The organism is Streptomyces sp. NPDC048254 (assembly GCF_043201895.1).
Classification (GTDB): Bacteria; Actinomycetota; Actinomycetes; order Streptomycetales; family Streptomycetaceae; genus Streptomyces.
In genome coordinates, this window is the sequence record NZ_JBICZJ010000002.1 from 843248 (window position 1) to 858227 (window position 14980).

General features: G+C 70.4%; 14 protein-coding genes and 1 riboswitch. Of the genes, 10 read left to right on the plus strand and 4 right to left on the minus strand.

Translation table 11 applies throughout. The features are described 5' to 3' along the window. Nucleotides 1-4 precede the first annotated feature (4 nt). The 9 genes from ACGFZQ_RS09150 to ACGFZQ_RS09190 all read left to right on the plus strand — a co-directional run bounded on the left by ACGFZQ_RS09150 (nt 5) and on the right by ACGFZQ_RS09190 (nt 9482). Nucleotides 5-637, plus strand: coding sequence for an alpha/beta family hydrolase (locus ACGFZQ_RS09150; protein WP_351745378.1), 633 nt, complete (start codon nt 5-7; stop codon nt 635-637). Nucleotides 638-893: 256 nt separating this feature from the next. Then, entirely contained in the window at nt 894-1577 is a 684-nt protein-coding gene (sigR, locus tag ACGFZQ_RS09155; RefSeq protein ID WP_362569623.1) for an RNA polymerase sigma factor SigR, read from the plus strand. Then, nucleotides 1574-1912 (plus strand): mycothiol system anti-sigma-R factor, encoded by a 339-nt coding sequence (gene rsrA / locus ACGFZQ_RS09160; protein ID WP_351749302.1) that lies wholly within the window; start codon nt 1574-1576, stop codon nt 1910-1912. Before sigR ends, rsrA begins: the two co-directional genes overlap by 4 nt. A gap of 135 nt (nt 1913-2047) precedes the next feature. Further along, nucleotides 2048-3367, plus strand: coding sequence for an HD-GYP domain-containing protein (locus ACGFZQ_RS09165; protein WP_393839768.1), 1320 nt, complete (start codon nt 2048-2050; stop codon nt 3365-3367). Nucleotides 3368-3606: 239 nt separating this feature from the next. After that, the gene (locus ACGFZQ_RS09170) at nt 3607-4827 is read left to right on the plus strand and encodes an HD-GYP domain-containing protein (RefSeq protein WP_393839884.1); all 1221 of its coding nucleotides are present in this window, start codon (nt 3607-3609) and stop codon (nt 4825-4827) included. Between the two features lie 111 nt (nt 4828-4938). Then, on the plus strand, nt 4939-5946 hold the full coding sequence (locus ACGFZQ_RS09175) for a tetratricopeptide repeat protein (RefSeq protein WP_393839769.1): 1008 nt from the start codon (nt 4939-4941) through the stop codon (nt 5944-5946). Nucleotides 5947-6076: 130 nt separating this feature from the next. Next, complete coding sequence (gene def / locus ACGFZQ_RS09180) at nt 6077-6727, plus strand: peptide deformylase (protein WP_393839770.1); 651 nt, start codon at nt 6077-6079, stop codon at nt 6725-6727. Between the two features lie 293 nt (nt 6728-7020). Continuing rightward, complete coding sequence (gene cyc1, locus ACGFZQ_RS09185) at nt 7021-8106, plus strand: epi-isozizaene synthase (RefSeq protein WP_393839771.1); 1086 nt, start codon at nt 7021-7023, stop codon at nt 8104-8106. Then, nucleotides 8103-9482: a cytochrome P450 gene (locus ACGFZQ_RS09190; RefSeq protein WP_393839772.1), complete on the plus strand. Its 1380-nt coding sequence runs from the start codon at nt 8103-8105 to the stop codon at nt 9480-9482. The genes cyc1 and ACGFZQ_RS09190 overlap by 4 nt, the downstream gene beginning before the upstream one ends. Nucleotides 9483-9521: 39 nt before the next feature. On the opposite strand, the gene ACGFZQ_RS09195 is transcribed toward ACGFZQ_RS09190, so the two are convergent. Continuing rightward, nucleotides 9522-10487: a helix-turn-helix domain-containing protein gene (locus tag ACGFZQ_RS09195; RefSeq protein WP_393839773.1), complete on the minus strand. Its 966-nt coding sequence runs from the start codon at nt 10485-10487 to the stop codon at nt 9522-9524. Between the two features lie 93 nt (nt 10488-10580). Here ACGFZQ_RS09195 and ACGFZQ_RS09200 point away from each other — a divergent pair, with 93 nt between their 5' ends. Continuing rightward, nucleotides 10581-10823: a hypothetical protein gene (locus tag ACGFZQ_RS09200; protein WP_393839774.1), complete on the plus strand. Its 243-nt coding sequence runs from the start codon at nt 10581-10583 to the stop codon at nt 10821-10823. Here the strand turns inward: ACGFZQ_RS09200 and ACGFZQ_RS09205 are convergent. From ACGFZQ_RS09205 to ACGFZQ_RS09215, 3 genes are all read right to left on the minus strand, one after another. Further along, nucleotides 10736-11749 (minus strand): ribonucleotide-diphosphate reductase subunit beta, encoded by a 1014-nt coding sequence (locus ACGFZQ_RS09205; protein WP_351749045.1) that lies wholly within the window; start codon nt 11747-11749, stop codon nt 10736-10738. The two genes, ACGFZQ_RS09200 and ACGFZQ_RS09205, sit on opposite strands and share 88 nt — an antisense overlap. Further along, the gene (locus ACGFZQ_RS09210; protein ID WP_393839775.1) at nt 11749-14115 is read right to left on the minus strand and encodes a ribonucleoside-diphosphate reductase subunit alpha; all 2367 of its coding nucleotides are present in this window, start codon (nt 14113-14115) and stop codon (nt 11749-11751) included. The genes ACGFZQ_RS09205 and ACGFZQ_RS09210 overlap by 1 nt, the downstream gene beginning before the upstream one ends. Before the next feature lie 124 nt (nt 14116-14239). Further along, nucleotides 14240-14372, minus strand: a riboswitch (cobalamin riboswitch). Next, nucleotides 14370-14900: a GNAT family N-acetyltransferase gene (locus ACGFZQ_RS09215; protein WP_393839776.1), complete on the minus strand. Its 531-nt coding sequence runs from the start codon at nt 14898-14900 to the stop codon at nt 14370-14372. (Overlaps the previous riboswitch by 3 nt.) Nucleotides 14901-14980 lie beyond the last annotated feature (80 nt).

Consider the following 14980-nt stretch of genomic DNA (forward strand, 5'->3'; position numbering starts at 1 on the left):
TGGCGTGACCACTTCGAAGATCGTCGGTACGGAGGCGGGGGACGCCCGCATCACCTGGTACGAGGCGGAGAAGGCGCGGCTGGTGCTCGCCGTGAGCCATGGGGCGGGCGGCGGCATCGAGGCCCGTGACCTCCAGGCTCTCGCCGCGGTGCTGCCGGAGCACGGCGTGACCGTCGCACTCGTGGAGCAGCCCTGGCGGGTCGCCGGCAAGAAGGTCGCCCCGGCGCCCAGGACGCTCGACGTGGGCTGGCGGGGCGTGTGGCCCGCGCTCGCCGCGCCGGGGCTGCCGGTGGTGTCCGGCGGGCGCAGCGCCGGAGCCCGGGTCGCCTGCCGTACGGCCAGGGAACTGGGCGCGGCCGCTGTCCTCGCCCTCGGCTTCCCGCTGCACCCGCCGGGCAGGCCGGAGAAGTCGCGGGCCGAGGAGCTGCTGGGCGCCGGGGTGCCCACCCTCGTCGTCCAGGGCGGGAACGACCCGTTCGGAAAACCGGCCGAGTTCCCGGCGGGCGACTACCGACTGGTCGAGGTGCCGTATGGCGATCATGGATTCGCGGTGCCCAAAAGGGCAGACATCGAGCCGGAACGGGCAGTGACCATCATCACGGACGCGGTCGTCGCGTGGACCGCGGCGCTCGGGTGACGCCCGGGAATGCTGAGCGGCGGACCACTGTTGAGCCGGACAGAAGCGCTGGGGCACCAGTGCCGACGCCGAAGGAGAGGAAGTCCGCCGCATGGGTTCGACCATCTGCCCGAGCCGTACCAGCAGCGCTGACCTGGACTGGACAGTGCTGCACGCGGCCAAGACCGCTCCTATTCGAGCGGCGGCAGGCCCGGGTCGTGTTCTATCCTCCGAGTCGAGTGGGATCGGTTTCGGTCCTGCCCTGGATCTTGAGGAGGTGGGTCCGGTCACTGGGACCGACGCAGGGACCGACAACGGCCAGGCGGAGCTGCCCGAGGGCCAGGGCACGAGCGCGGAGTCGACCTCGGAGCGCACCGCGCGCTTCGAGCGGGACGCGCTGGAATTCCTCGACCAGATGTACTCGGCCGCGCTGCGCATGACACGCAACCCGGCCGACGCCGAGGACCTGGTGCAGGAGACGTACGCCAAGGCGTACGCGTCCTTCCACCAGTTCCGTGAGGGCACCAACCTCAAGGCGTGGCTGTACCGCATTCTCACCAACACCTTCATCAACTCGTACCGCAAGAAGCAGCGTGAACCCCAGCGCTCCGCGGCCGAGGAGATCGAGGACTGGCAGCTCGCCCGCGCCGAGTCGCACATGTCGACCGGTCTGCGCTCCGCGGAGTCGCAGGCGCTCGACCACCTGCCCGACTCGGATGTGAAGTCGGCGCTGCAGGCGATCCCCGAGGAATTCCGCATCGCGGTCTACCTTGCCGACGTAGAGGGCTTTGCGTACAAGGAGATCGCGGACATCATGGGGACACCCATCGGTACGGTGATGTCCCGGCTGCACCGGGGCCGCCGTCAACTGCGCGGCATGCTGGAGGACTACGCGCGTGAGCGCGGGCTCGTCCCGGCCGGCGCCGGGGAGTCGAACGAAGCGAAAGGTTCGGGCTCATGAGCTGCGGAGAGCCGCACGAGACGGACTGCGGTGAGGTACTCGATCACCTGTACGAGTTCCTCGACAGTGAGATGCCGGACGTCGATCGCGTCAAGTTCAAGCAGCACTTCGACGAGTGCTCGCCCTGCCTGGAGAAGTACGGGCTGGAGCAGGCCGTGAAGAAGCTGGTCAAGCGGTGCTGCGGCCATGACGACGTGCCCAGTGACCTGCGGGCCAAGGTGCTGGGGCGGCTGGACCTGATCCGCTCCGGCCAGGCCGTCCCGGAGCACGACGTCACGGTCACCCCGACCACGTCGGTCACACAGGCCGCTCCGGTCGCTTCGCAGGAGAGCTGAGCGCTCCTCGCCGGGCGTTGCCGCCCCCGGTGGTCCGTCACCCGAATGTGCTAATCCTCCGGTCATAACCCCCGGACCCTCCGGCTCCCCCCTAGGCTCCGGAGCCTGGACAGGCATGGTCGGGGGAGGGGCGAGATGGAGGCGGTTCCGGCACGGGTGCGCGCGTACGTGACCTGTGTCGCCCTCGGCGCCCTGTGCTGTCTGCTGCCGCTGCCGGCCCTGCGTACGCCCTGGTGGGCGGTGGCCCTGCTGGCCGCGCTGTACGCGGGCTGCGAGCACGTCCTACGACGGCGGCTCGGCGGCATCTTCCACCCGGTACTGCTCGCGGGTGCGTTCCTGCTGCCACCGCCGGCCGCGGCGCTCGTACCGCTGCCGGGTGCGCTGCTCTCGTACGTCGAGCAGCGGCCGCAGGGGCTGCGGCGGGTCTGGCGGGCCGCCGAACTGGCGCTCGCCGTGTGGGCCGCCGGGCGGGTCCACTGGGCCCTGGGCGGCCGGGACTCCGTCGTGGACTGCGACTTCCCGTACGCGCTGCTGCCGTGCGCCGCGGCGGTCCTGGCGTTCTGCGGGGTGCTCGCGCTGCTGGACGGCGGGATCCTGGCCCTCGCGGAGCGCGTTCCCGTACGACGGGCCTGGCGTGGTCTGCTCTCCCGCTCCCTCGGGCCGATCGGGGTGCACGGGCTCGCCGGGCTGATGATGGCGGTGCTGTGGCGCAGCCCCTTCGGTCCGGTCGCCGCGCTGCTCGTCCTGCTGCCGATGTGCGTGTCCTGGTGGGTGTTCGCCCAGTACCACCGGGAACGGGCCGCCCACCAGGCCACCATCCGCGCGCTCGTGCAGGCCGTCGACATCAAGGACGGCTACACCCGCGGACACTCCGAACGAGTCGGACAGGCCTCCGTGATGATCGCGCGCGAGCTGGGCATGGACGACGATCGGGTCGAGGTGCTCCGCTTCGCCGGGATCCTGCACGACGTGGGGAAACTGGGCGTCCCGACCCGGCTGCTCCGCAAGGACGGCCCGCTCACCCCGGACGAACGGCGGATCATCGAACTCCATCCCGAGTACGGCCATGAGATGGTGCGCGGGATCTCCTTCCTCGGCGAGGCCCGGGCGGCGATCCTCCACCACCACGAGCGCATCGACGGCAGCGGCTACCCCTACGGTCTGGTCGGCGGTCAGATCCCCGAGTCCGCCCGCGTGGTGGCCGTCGCCGACGCGTTCGACGCGATGACCTCGACGCGCTCCTACAGCCGGGCCCGGCCGGTGGGGGCGGCGGTGGAGGAGTTACGACGCTGCGCCGGCCGGCAGTTCGACGCGGGCGCCGTCGACGCCCTGGTCCGAGCGCTGGCCAAGCAGGGCTGGCACCCCGCGGTGACCGCCGACGACTTCCCACCCGACCCAGCTGTTTCCAGCCGGCCGAGAAGCGAGGCCCAGAGCGTAGGCCGGGACACCCCATGACTCCCGACGACCCGTCGCACACCCCAAGACACACGAACCCCACCCCCACCGCCCCGACTCCGACCCCCACGCCCCCACCGGCCCGCGGCCCGGCGGGTTCTGCGTCCGAGGTCGGTGGTGTGGGGCGTGGCTCGGTGGGTTCGGCGGTCGGGGGCGGTGGGGGTTCCGTTGGGTTCCGGGGGGCCGGTCCTGGCTTCGGTGGTGCGGCCGCGGGGCTCCGGTGCCGTCCTCCCGCCGCTCTGTGGGGCATCCGGGGTGCCGCGCTGATCCTCGGCCTCGGGTGTCTCGGCGGCACGCTCTGGGAAGGGCTCGCCGACCGGAGGATCGCGCTCGCCTTCGGGGGCCTCGTCGCCGTCGGGGAGCTCAGCCGGCGGAGCGGTGCCGAGGCCCGGGAGGCCGCTCCGCTCGCGGCTGCCGGGGGGCTCGCCTACGCCCTGCTCGGTGCCGACGGCGGGGCCGCCACCCACGACGGGGCCTTTCAGGTCGTCACCGTCGTCTGCGTGGCCTCGCTGCTCGGCAGCGTGCCCCACATAGCCGGCGGGCGCCGGCCCACCCTCGACCACCTCACCCGCCGGGTGCTCACCGTCTGCTTCGCCGCCGTCTGCTTCCAACCCCTCTACAGCAGAGGCGTGTTGGCACAGTGGGGCGGACCGGCGTACGCGCTGCTGCTGGTCGCGCTGCTGGTACTCACCGCGCTGTGCGACGCCGTGCTCGCCGCCGCGCAGGCGCACTCCCGCACCGGCTGGCCGTTCGGGCCGCTGCTGCGGGACGAACTGCGCGGACTGCTCGGCATCGGGTCCGCCGTCTGCGCCACCGGCGCGGTGATGGCGCTGGCCGTCGCCGTCGTCGGCCTCTGGGCGCTGCCCGTCTTCTGTCTGCCCCTCCTCCTCACCCAGCTGTCCCTGCGCCGGTACGCGGCCGTCCGGGCCACCTACCGGCAGACCATCGCCTCCCTCGCCCGTGCCACCGAGATAGCGGGGTACACGCCGGCCGGGCACGCCCGCCGGGTCGCCACGCTGAGCCAGGCCGTCGGGCGTGACCTGGGGCTCTCCCAAGCGGAGCTCACCGTGCTGGAGTACGCGGCGTTGATGCACGACATCGGCCAGCTCAGTCTCGTCGACCCGGTACCCGCCGGGGCCACCGCCGGGCTGCCGGCGACGGAGCAGCGGCGGATAGCCCTGCTCGGCGGTGCCGTCGTACGGCACACCGGGGTGGACGCGGCGGTCGCCGTGGTCGTGGAGCGGCAGGCCGATCCGTACCGGGAGCAGCCGCTCGCCGCCCGGATCGTGCGGGTCGTCAACGCGTACGAGGAGAAGACCCGGGATTCCGGGCCCGGCGGGCCGCTGACCGCGCTGGAGGAGTTACGGCTGGCCACCGCCGGGGACTACGCTCCCGAGGTCGTGGAGTGCCTGGCGCGCGTGCTCTCCAGGGACTGTCTGACCTTGCGCGCGGCTGGGTAACCCATGGGTAATGAGCGGCCCTCCCGTCGTACGTGGTTGGATGCGAGGGAGAGCGTGTCCGGGGGCACAAGCCAGCCCACTGTGCGGAAATGGAACTGGCAGGCGGGAATCGTGAGGATCTTCGGCAAGGGACGGCACCGGCCCTCCGCCTCCTGGCGGCAGGCCACCGATCGCGCGTTCACGCTGATCGGCGACGGCCGGTACGAGGACGCGGGCGAACTGCTGACACGTGCCGCCGACCTGGAACCCTGGCTGTCCGAGTCCTGGTTCAACCTCGCCCTGCTGCACAAGTTCCGGCACGACTGGGAGCAGGCGCGGGCGGCCGGCCTGCGGGCGGTGGCCCTCCTCGACCGGGAGACCGGGGCGCCCGACTGGTGGAACGTGGGTATCGCCGCGACCGCGCTGCAGGACTGGCCGCTGGCCCGGCGGGCCTGGCAGGCGTACGGGCTGCGGGTGCCTGGGGGCACCTCCCGGCCGAAGGCTGGGGGAGGCGCCACGGTGTCCGGTGAGCCGGCCGGGATGGACCTGGGCAGCGCCGCCGTACGGCTGTCCCCGGAGGGGGAGGCCGAGGTGGTGTGGGGGCGGCGGCTGGACCCCGCCCGGATCGAGGTGCAGTCCATTCCGCTGCCGTCGTCCGGACGGCGCTGGGGCGAGGTCGTGCTGCACGACGGCGTGCCGCACGGCGAGCGGACCACGGTGACCGGGCACGCGTACCCCGTCTTCGACGAGATCGAGCTGTGGGCGCCGTCGCCGGTGCCGACCTGGGTGGTGCTGCTGGAGGCGGCGACGGAGGCCGACCGGGACGCGCTGGAGCAACTCGCCGGGGACGCCGGGTTCGCGGCGGAGGACTGGTCCTCGTCGGTGCGGTTGCTCTGCCGGATGTGCTCCGAGTCGCGCATGCCGTCGGACGAGGGCGACGGGGTGCATCTGGATCCCCACGACCACAGCGAGCCGGGGCATCCGGGGCCGCTGGGGCATCGGACGGACGGGCAGCTGTGGGTGCCGGAGCGGGAGTGCGGGGTGGCTGCGCCGGCCGCGCTGGTCAGGGGGTTGCTGGACGGGTGGGTCGCGGACAGCCCTGATTCCAGGGATTGGCGGGATTTGGAAGAGGTCTGCTGAGGCCGGTGGATCGCTGCGGGCCGTGTGTGGTTGCTCGCGCAGTTCCCCGCGCCCCTAAAAGACAGGCCACTCCCCGTACCCTGTATCAGCAACATCACCCTTGTTTTACCTAGGAAGGCTTACGTCGGTCATGGCGCAGCAGGACACCGATCAGCAGCACGTGGGCGTGCTCCCCGTGGATGACGACGGGTTCGTCGTCGACACCGAGGGGGCCGAGGAGCGCGAGAACGCCTGGCGTGCGCGGGGGACCTCGCGGCCCATCACCGTCGTCGGGAACCCGGTGCTGCACAAGGAGTGCAAGGACGTCACCGAGTTCGGGGACGAGCTGGCACAGCTGGTCGCCGACATGTTCGCCAGCCAGCGGACCGCCGAGGGCGTCGGCCTCGCCGCCAACCAGATCGGCGTCGATCTGAAGGTCTTCGTCTACGACTGCCAGGACGACGAGGGCGCCCGGCACGTCGGTGTGGTGTGCAACCCGAAGCTGGTCGACCTGCCGGCGGACAAGCGGCGGCTGGACGACAGCAACGAGGGCTGCCTGTCGGTGCCCACCGCCTACGCCCCGCTCGCCCGGCCCGACTACGCCGAGGTCACCGGGCAGGACGAGCAGGGCAACCCGATCAAGGTGCGCGGCACCGGCTACTTCGCTCGGTGTTTGCAGCACGAGACGGATCACCTGTACGGGTACCTGTACATCGACCGGCTCTCCAAGCGTGAGCGCAAGGACGCCCTGCGGCAGATGGCCGAGAACGAGCCCCGCTACCCCGTGGTCGCCAACGACTGAGACGGACAAGGGCTGTTGTGACGCCTGGTCGGGACTGCCCCGGCCAGGCGTTCGTCATGTTCGGTCAGACTCGCTCACCTGTCCGTCGTACATTCGATCCTTTGTGCGCCACTAGCGAACCCTGACCAGTCACACAAGGGGAGATTCTCGGCATGCCGGGGTAGTGAATGGAGCAAATCCGTTCCCAGACCGGTCAGTTGTGGTGCTGAATGGGATGTGCGGGGATACGCAACGGCGCACGCCCGGCACAGCGGGAGGGGCGTGCGCACCTGGCGGCTGAGAGGGGTTTGTTCGTGCACGCTTTCTCACACAGCACCACATCGACGCCGACGGCGATCGCGGTTCCACCACAACTCGCCCTGCCCGTCATCGAGGCCGAGTTTCCCCGGCAACTGCATCCGTATTGGCCGCAGCTCCAGGAGAAGACCCGCCTCTGGCTGCTGGAAAAGCGGCTGATGCCGGCGGACAAGGTGCAGGAATATGCCGATGGCCTTTGCTACACCGACCTGATGGCCGGGTACTACCTGGGCGCGTCCGACGAGGTGATCCAGGCGATATGCGACTACAGCGCGTGGTTCTTCGTCTGGGACGACCGGCACGACCGTGACGTGGTGCACGGCCGGTCCGCCGACTGGCGAAAGCTGAGGTTCCGTTTGCATGCGGCCCTCGATGCCCCCCTGTACCATCTGCACCACCCGGACACCCTGGTCGCGGGGTTCGCGGACAGTGTCGCCCGGCTGTACTCGTTCCTGCCGGGGGCCTGGAACCAGCGGTTCGCCCGGCACTTCCACGAGGTGATCGAGGCGTACGACCGCGAGTACCGCAACCGCACCACGGGATACATTCCGAGGGTCGAGGAGTACCTCGCCCTGCGGCGCCTCACCTTCGCCCACTGGATATGGACGGACCTGCTCGAGCCGAGCGCCGGGACCGAACTCCCGGACGCCGTGCGCAAGAATCCGGCATACCGCCGTCCGGCGCTGCTCAGCCAGGAATTCGCCGCCTGGTACAACGACCTCTGCTCGCTGCCCAAGGAAATAGCGGGCAATGAGGTGCACAATCTCGGAATCAGTCTCGTCACCCATGAGGAAATGAGTCTGGAACAGGCGGTCGAAGAAGTCAGGCGACGCGTCGAGGAATGCATCAGCGAATTCCTGGCCGCCGAGCGGACTGCTCATCGGTTCGCCGAACAGCTCGACGACGGCACCGTGCACGGAAAGGAACTCGGTGCCGCGGTCCTGGCCTGTGTCGCCAATATGCGGAACTGGTTCAGTTCCGTCTACTGGTTCCACCACGAATCCGGCCGGTACATGGTCGACAGCTGGGACGACCGGTCCACGCCCCCGTACGTCAACAACGAAGCGGCAGGTGAGAAATGACCGTCGAGTCCGTGAAGCCCGCGACCGCGGAGGCTTCCGAACGCGGTGAACTGCGCGAACCGCCCCTGGCCGGGGGCGGTGTGCCGATACTCGGCCACGGCCGGCAGCTGGTCCGCGACCCGCTGGCCTTCATGTCCCGGCTGCGCGCCGACGGCGACATGGTGCGCCTGCGCCTCGGCCCCAAGGAGGTGTACGCCGTCACCACCCCGGCGCTCACCGGGGCCCTCGCCCTCAACCCCGACTTCATCATCGCAGGCCCGCTCTGGGAGTCCCTGGAGGGACTGCTCGGCAAGGAGGGCGTGGCCACCGCCAACGGGCCCCGCCACCGCCGCCAGCGCCGCACCATCCAGCCGGCCTTCAACCTCTCCGCGATCCCCGACTACGGGCCGATCATGGAGGAGGAGGCACACGCGCTGACCGAGCGCTGGCAGCCCGGCGACACCGTCGACTGCACCTCGGAGTCCTTCCGGGTCGCCGTCCGCATCGCCGCCCGCTGCCTGCTGCGCGGCGAGTACATGGACGAGCGTGCCGAGCGGCTCAGCGTCGACCTCGCGAGCGTGTTCCGCGGTATGTACCGGCGGATGGTCGTACCACTCGGCCCGCTGTACCGGCTGCCGCTGCCGGCCAACCGCGAATTCAACCGGGCGCTGGCCGATTTGCATCTCCTCGTGGACGAGATCGTCGCCGAGCGTCGGGCATCTGGTCAAAAGCCGGACGATTTGCTGACAGCATTGCTGGCGGCGAAGGACGAGAATGGCGAGCCCATCGGGGAACAGGAGATCCACGACCAGGTCGTCGCGATACTCACCCCCGGCAGCGAAACTGTCGCTTCCACGATCATGTGGCTGCTCCAGGTCCTCGCCGAACACCCGGAACACGCCGAGAAGGTACGGACCGAGGTCGAATCCGTGACAGGAGGTCGACCGGTTGGATTCGAGCACGTTCGGCGGCTCACGCACACCAACAATGTCGTCGTCGAGGCGATGCGTTTGCGGCCCGCCGTATGGATATTGACGCGGCGCGCCAAGACCGACACCGAGCTCGGCGGCTATCGCATTCCGGCGGGGGCCGACATCGTCTACAGCCCCTACGCCATCCAGCGCGACGCCGAGTCGTACGACGCGCACCTCGACTTCGACCCGGACCGCTGGCTTCCGGAGCGGGCCCGGGAGGTGCCGAAGTACGCCATGAGCCCCTTCAGCGTCGGCAACCGCAAGTGCCCCAGCGACCACTTCTCCATGACCCAACTCAGCCTGATCACGGCGGCGTTGTGCGCCAGGTACCGCTTCGAACAGGTCCCCGGGTCCAACGACGCCACCCGGGTGGGCATCACGCTGCGGCCGCACCGGCTGCTGCTCACGCCCGTGCCCTGGTGACCGGCCGATCGGCGGGTGACTCCTGATACCGGCGCGCGCTCAGGCGGCCTCCGGGCCCCGGAACGCGCGCCGGTAGGCGTTCGGCGTGGTGCCCAGCTCCTTCACGAACTGGTACCGCAGCGCGGCCGCCGTACCGAAGCCGGCGCGGCCCGCGACGGCGTCCATCGTCTCGTCGGTCCCCTCCAGCAACTCCTGTGCCAGCAGCACCCGTTGCCGCAGGATCCAGCGGTACGGCGTGGTGCCGGTCTCCTGCTGGAAGCGGCGGGCGAAGGTGCGCGGGGCCATCAGGGCGCGGGCGGCCAGCTGCTCGACGGTGACCTCCTCGTCGAGATGCTCCGCCATCCAGGCCAGCACCTCGCCGACCGTGTCGCAGGGGCCCTCCGGCAGCGGGCGTTCGATGTACTGGGCCTGGCCGCCGTCCCGGTGCGGGGGCACCACCATCCGCCGGGCGATCTTCTTGGCGACCTCGGGGCCCTGCTCCTTGCGGACGATGTGCAGACAGGCGTCGATACCGGCCGCGGTGCCCGCCGAGGTGATCACCGGGTCCTCGTCGACGTACAGCACGTCCGGCTCGACCCGGGTGCGCGGGAAACGGCGGGCCAGCAGCTGCGCGTGCCGCCAGTGCACGGCGCACCGCCGCCCGTCCAGCAGCCCGGCCGCGCCGAGGACGAAGACGCCGGAGCAGACGCTGAGCACCCGGGCGCCTCGGTCCACCGCCCGGCGCAGCGCGTCGAGCAGCTCGGGCGGGTAGCCCCGCTCGACATTGGAGTCCGAGGCCGGCACCGCGATCAGATCGGCCTCCTCCAGCCGGTCCAGGCCGTACGGCGTGGAGACCGTCAGGCCCGGCACATGGGTACCGAGCGACGGCCCCTCCGCCGAGACCACCGCGAAGTCGTACACCGGCAGCCCCTCGTCGGAGCGGTCGAGGCCGAAGACCTCGCAGACCACCCCCAGCTCGAAGGGGTGTACACCGTCCAGCAGCACTGCCGCCACGTTCTTCAGCATGCTGCCAGTGTGCCTCGCCGCTGGCAGTAATTCGAGGGTGTGTGGCAGTGCTGCCACTCACGGTAAGGAGCATTCGGCGCGAGAGTGGTGTCCATGAACGGAAACCAGATCGAAGGTCTCGTCGGAATGGTCCTGGTCCTCGGCATCCTGGTCCTCATGACCCTCCCGTCCGTGCTCGGCGTCCTGCGCGACAGGCGCATCGACCGGCAGATCAGGGAGGCCCATGAGGACCGCGGGGAGCGGGAGACTCAGAAGTCTTCGTCCAGGTCCACGGTGCCCTCCACCGCGACCTGGTACGCGGACGGACGCCGCTCGAAGAAGTTCGTCAGCTCCTGAACGCCCTGCAGCTCCATGAAGGAGAACGGGTTCTCCGAGCCGTACACCGGAGCGAAGCCGAGGCGGCCGAGCCGCTGGTCGGCGACGCACTCCAGGTACTGGCGCATCGAGTCGGTGTTCATGCCGGGCAGGCCGTCACCGCACAGGTCACGGGCGAACTGCAGCTCCGCCTCGACGGCCTCCCGCAGCATGTCGGTGACCTGCTGCCGAAGCTCGTCGTCGAAGAGCTCCGGCTCCTCCTTGCGGACCGTGTCGACCACCTCGAACGCGAAGCTCATGTGCATCGTCTCGTCACGGAACACCCAGTTGGTGCCCGTGGCGAGGCCGTGCAGCAGACCCCGGCTGCGGAACCAGTAGACGTACGCGAAGGCGCCGTAGAAGAACAGGCCCTCGATGCACGCGGCGAAGCAGATCAGGTTGAGCAGGAAGCGGCGGCGGTCGGCCTTGGACTCCAGGCGGTCCAGGTTCTCCACCGAGTCCATCCACTTGAAGCAGAACTCGGCCTTCTCCCGGATGGAGGCGATGTTCTCCACCGCGGCGAACGCGGCCGTGCGGTCCTCCGGATCGGGGAGGTAGGTGTCCAGGAGGGTCAGGTAGAACTGGACGTGCACGGCCTCCTCGAACAGCTGGCGGCTCAGGTACAGCCGCGCCTCGGGGGAGTTGATGTGCTTGTACAGCGTCAGCACCAGGTTGTTCGCCACGATCGAGTCACCGGTCGCGAAGAAGGCGACGAGCCGGCCGATCAGGTGCTGCTCGGAGGGGCTGAGCTTGGCGAGGTCGGCGACGTCCGAGTGGAGGTCCACCTCCTCGACGGTCCAGGTGTTCTTGATGGCGTCCCGGTAGCGCTCGTAGAAGTCCGGGTAGCGCATCGGGCGGAGAGTCAGCTCGAAGCCCGGGTCGAGCAGGTTCTTGTGCTGGGTGGTCATTACTGGCAGGCCTCGCAGGACTCGGGGTTTTCCAGGGAGCAGGCGACCGCGTCTTCGGGAGCCGTCTGCTGGGCGGGAACGGTGGCTTGGGCCTGCGCGGCGCGGGCGATCCGGGTCGCCGGGCGCGAGCGCAGGTAGTACGTCGTCTTCAGGCCCGACTTCCAGGCGTACGCGTACATCGAGGAGAGCTTGCCGATGGTCGGCGTCTCCAGGAACAGGTTCAGGGACTGGGCCTGGTCCAGGTACGGGGTCCGGGCCGCGGCCATGTCGATCAGACCGCGCTGCGGGATCTCCCACGCCGTGCGGTACAGCGCCCGTACGTCCGCCGGGATCCACGCGAAGTCCTGCACCGAGCCGTTGGCCTCGCGCAGCGCCTCCCGGGTGCGGGCGTCCCAGACGCCCAGGTCCTTCAGCTCCTGCACCAGGTAGGAGTTGACCTGGAGGAACTCACCGGACAGTGTCTCGCGCTTGAAGAGATTCGAGACCTGCGGCTCGATGCACTCGTAGACACCGGCGATCGAGGCGATGGTGGCGGTGGGCGCGATGGCCAGCAGCAGGCTGTTGCGCAGGCCGGTCGTCGCGATCCGCGCGCGCAGCGCCGCCCAGCGCTCCGGCCAGGTGAACTCGACGCCGTAGTGGTCGGGGTGCAGCACACCCCGCGCGGTGCGGGTCTTCTCCCAGGCCGGCAGCGGTCCGTTCCGCTCGGCGAGGTCGGCGGAGGCCTCGTAGGCGGCGAGCATGATCCGTTCGGCGATCCGGGTGGAGAGCGCCTTGGCCTCGGCGGAGTCGAAGGGCAGCCGCAGCTTGAAGAAGACGTCCTGCAGACCCATGGCACCGAGGCCGACGGGACGCCACTTGGCGTTGGAGCGGCCCGCCTGCTCGGTCGGGTAGAAGTTGATGTCGACGACCCGGTCCAGGAAGGTGACCGCGGTGCGGACGGTCTCGTCCAGCCGCTCCCAGACGATGTCACCGGCCGCGGTGTCGACGAACGCGCCGAGGTTCACGGACCCCAGGTTGCAGACCGCCGTCTCGCCGTCGTCCGTGACCTCCAGGATCTCCGTGCAGAGGTTGGAGGAGTGGACGACATGGCCGGGGGTGGCCGTCTGGTTCGCGGTCCGGTTCGCCGCGTCCTTGAAGGTCATCCAGCCGTTGCCGGTCTGCGCGAGGGTGCGCATCATCCGGCCGTACAGGTCACGGGCCGGGATGGTCTTGCGCGCGAGCCCCTCGGCCTCGGCCTTGCGGTAGACCGCGTCGAACTCGTCGCCCCACAGGTCCACCAGCTCCGGCACGTCGGCCGGGGAGAACAGGGACCACTGCCCGTCGGCGTTCACCCGGCGCATGAACTCGTCCGGGACCCAGTGCGCGAGGTTCAGGTTGTGCGTACGCCGGGCGTCCTCACCGGTGTTGTCGCGCAGCTCCAGGAACTCCTCGATGTCGGAGTGCCAGGTCTCCAGGTAGACCGCGGCGGCGCCCTTGCGCCGGCCGCCCTGGTTCACCGCGGCCACCGAGGCGTCCAGGGTCTTCAGGAACGGCACGATGCCGTTGGAGTGCCCGTTGGTGCCGCGGATCAGCGAACCGCGGGAGCGGATCCGGCTGTACGAGAGACCGATGCCGCCGGCGTGCTTCGAGAGCCGGGCCACCTGGTGGTAGCGGTCGTAGATGGAGTCCAGCTCGTCCTTCGGGGAGTCGAGGAGGTAGCAGGACGACATCTGGGGGTGCCGGGTACCGGAGTTGAAGAGGGTGGGGGAGGAGGGGAGGTAGTCGAGCCGGCTCATGAGCCGGTAGAGCGCGGCGACTTCGGCCAGGGCGCGGGAGGTGTCGTCCTCTGCCAGGCCGGCGGCGACGCGGAGCATGAAGTGCTGGGGGGTCTCGATGACCTTGCGGGTGATCGGGTGCCGGAGCAGGTAACGGCTGTGCAGGGTGCGCAGGCCGAAGTAGCCGAAGCGGTCGTCGGCGTCCGGGTCGACCAGGGCGTCCAGGCGGGCCGCGTGCAGGCGCACGAACTCGGCGGTGCGGTCGGCGATGAGGCCCTCGCGGTGGCCGACGGCGACGGACTCCGTGAAGGACGTCACGCCCTGCGAGGCGGCCTCGGCGCGGATCGAGACCGTCAGCAGCCGGGCGGCGAGCCGGGAGTAGGCGGGGTCCTCGGAGATGAGGCCGGCGGCCGCCTCGGTGGCCAGCTCGCGCAACTCCGACTCGTCGGCCCGCGCGGACCGGCCGCGCAGCGCGGCGGCGGCGACCCGGCCGGGGTCGGCGTCGGGGAGGTCGGCGGTCAGCTCGGTCAGGGTCCGCAGCAACGCGGTGCCGGGGCCGTCCTCGTCCACAGAGATGGTCGCTGAAGCCGGTTCGGCTGGCGCGATGGTCACGTGGGGCTCTCCCTCGCTCGGCACGGGGCCTGGCGGAGGGCAGGAGGCAGCACACGGGCGCACGCACGCGTGTCGCGTCCCCGGCCCACTCCACGAGGCCCGGACGTCAGAACACCCGGGCCGGACGGCCGGGTGTGCTGTCGGCAGGTCCTCGGACTGACACTTGTGCACAGATATGCGCAAGTACACCGTTGCGGGACAGTTCCGGATTCGCACCGGATTCCCCTGCTGCGACAGCGAGCATGAGCATACATCTAGTGCCGGGTCGCGGTGTCACCCCCACATGTTGTGTCGCGGTGGTGTCGGAGTGTCAGCTCGTAGGTGAGGAGAGTGATGTCGTCCAGGTGCGGCACGGGATTCCAGTCCCGCTCGGGTGTGCGGACGAAGCCGAGGCGTTCGTAGATCCGGTGGGCGGTGTGCATGCTCCGCTGGCTCGACAGGACGACGGCCGTGCAGCCCTCCGTGGCCCGCGCGCGGTCGACGCAGGCGCGGACGAGGGCCTCGTGCGCGACCGCGAGCGCCCTGATCTCGGCCTCGCCGGGGCGCGCGATGTCGGCGATCGGGCCGGGACCGGCGACGAAGGTGACTCCGCCGAGGAGTCGCTCGCCGTCCACGGCCACGAGCACCTCGGCGGCGGCCGCCCGGTGTGCCACGTCCTTCAGCACGGGCAGGTACTCGTCGCCCTCGCCGTAGTCGAGGAGGCCGTCCTGGAGGTAGGCCTGGGCGGTGATCTCACCGAGGGGTCCGTATTCGGCCGGGTCCGCGGGCCGGATCGTGATGTCCATGGTGCCGAGTCTGCCGGAGGGCTCCGACCACGTGCTCCCGGTTTTCCAGGGGGTGTTCCGGCCCTGTCCGGCGGTGGGGC

Coding starts and splice junctions, on each gene's coding strand:
- ACGFZQ_RS09195 (WP_393839773.1), bottom strand. CDS start 10,487: ATGCTGAAGAACGTGGCGGCAGTGCTGCTGGACGGTGTACACCCCTTC.
- ACGFZQ_RS09190 (WP_393839772.1), top strand. CDS start 8,103: ATGACCGTCGAGTCCGTGAAGCCCGCGACCGCGGAGGCTTCCGAACGC.
- rsrA (WP_351749302.1), top strand. CDS start 1,574: ATGAGCTGCGGAGAGCCGCACGAGACGGACTGCGGTGAGGTACTCGAT.
- ACGFZQ_RS09165 (WP_393839768.1), top strand. CDS start 2,048: ATGGAGGCGGTTCCGGCACGGGTGCGCGCGTACGTGACCTGTGTCGCC.
- def (WP_393839770.1), top strand. CDS start 6,077: ATGGCGCAGCAGGACACCGATCAGCAGCACGTGGGCGTGCTCCCCGTG.
- ACGFZQ_RS09205 (WP_351749045.1), bottom strand. CDS start 11,749: ATGACCACCCAGCACAAGAACCTGCTCGACCCGGGCTTCGAGCTGACT.
- ACGFZQ_RS09215 (WP_393839776.1), bottom strand. CDS start 14,900: ATGGACATCACGATCCGGCCCGCGGACCCGGCCGAATACGGACCCCTC.
- ACGFZQ_RS09200 (WP_393839774.1), top strand. CDS start 10,581: ATGAACGGAAACCAGATCGAAGGTCTCGTCGGAATGGTCCTGGTCCTC.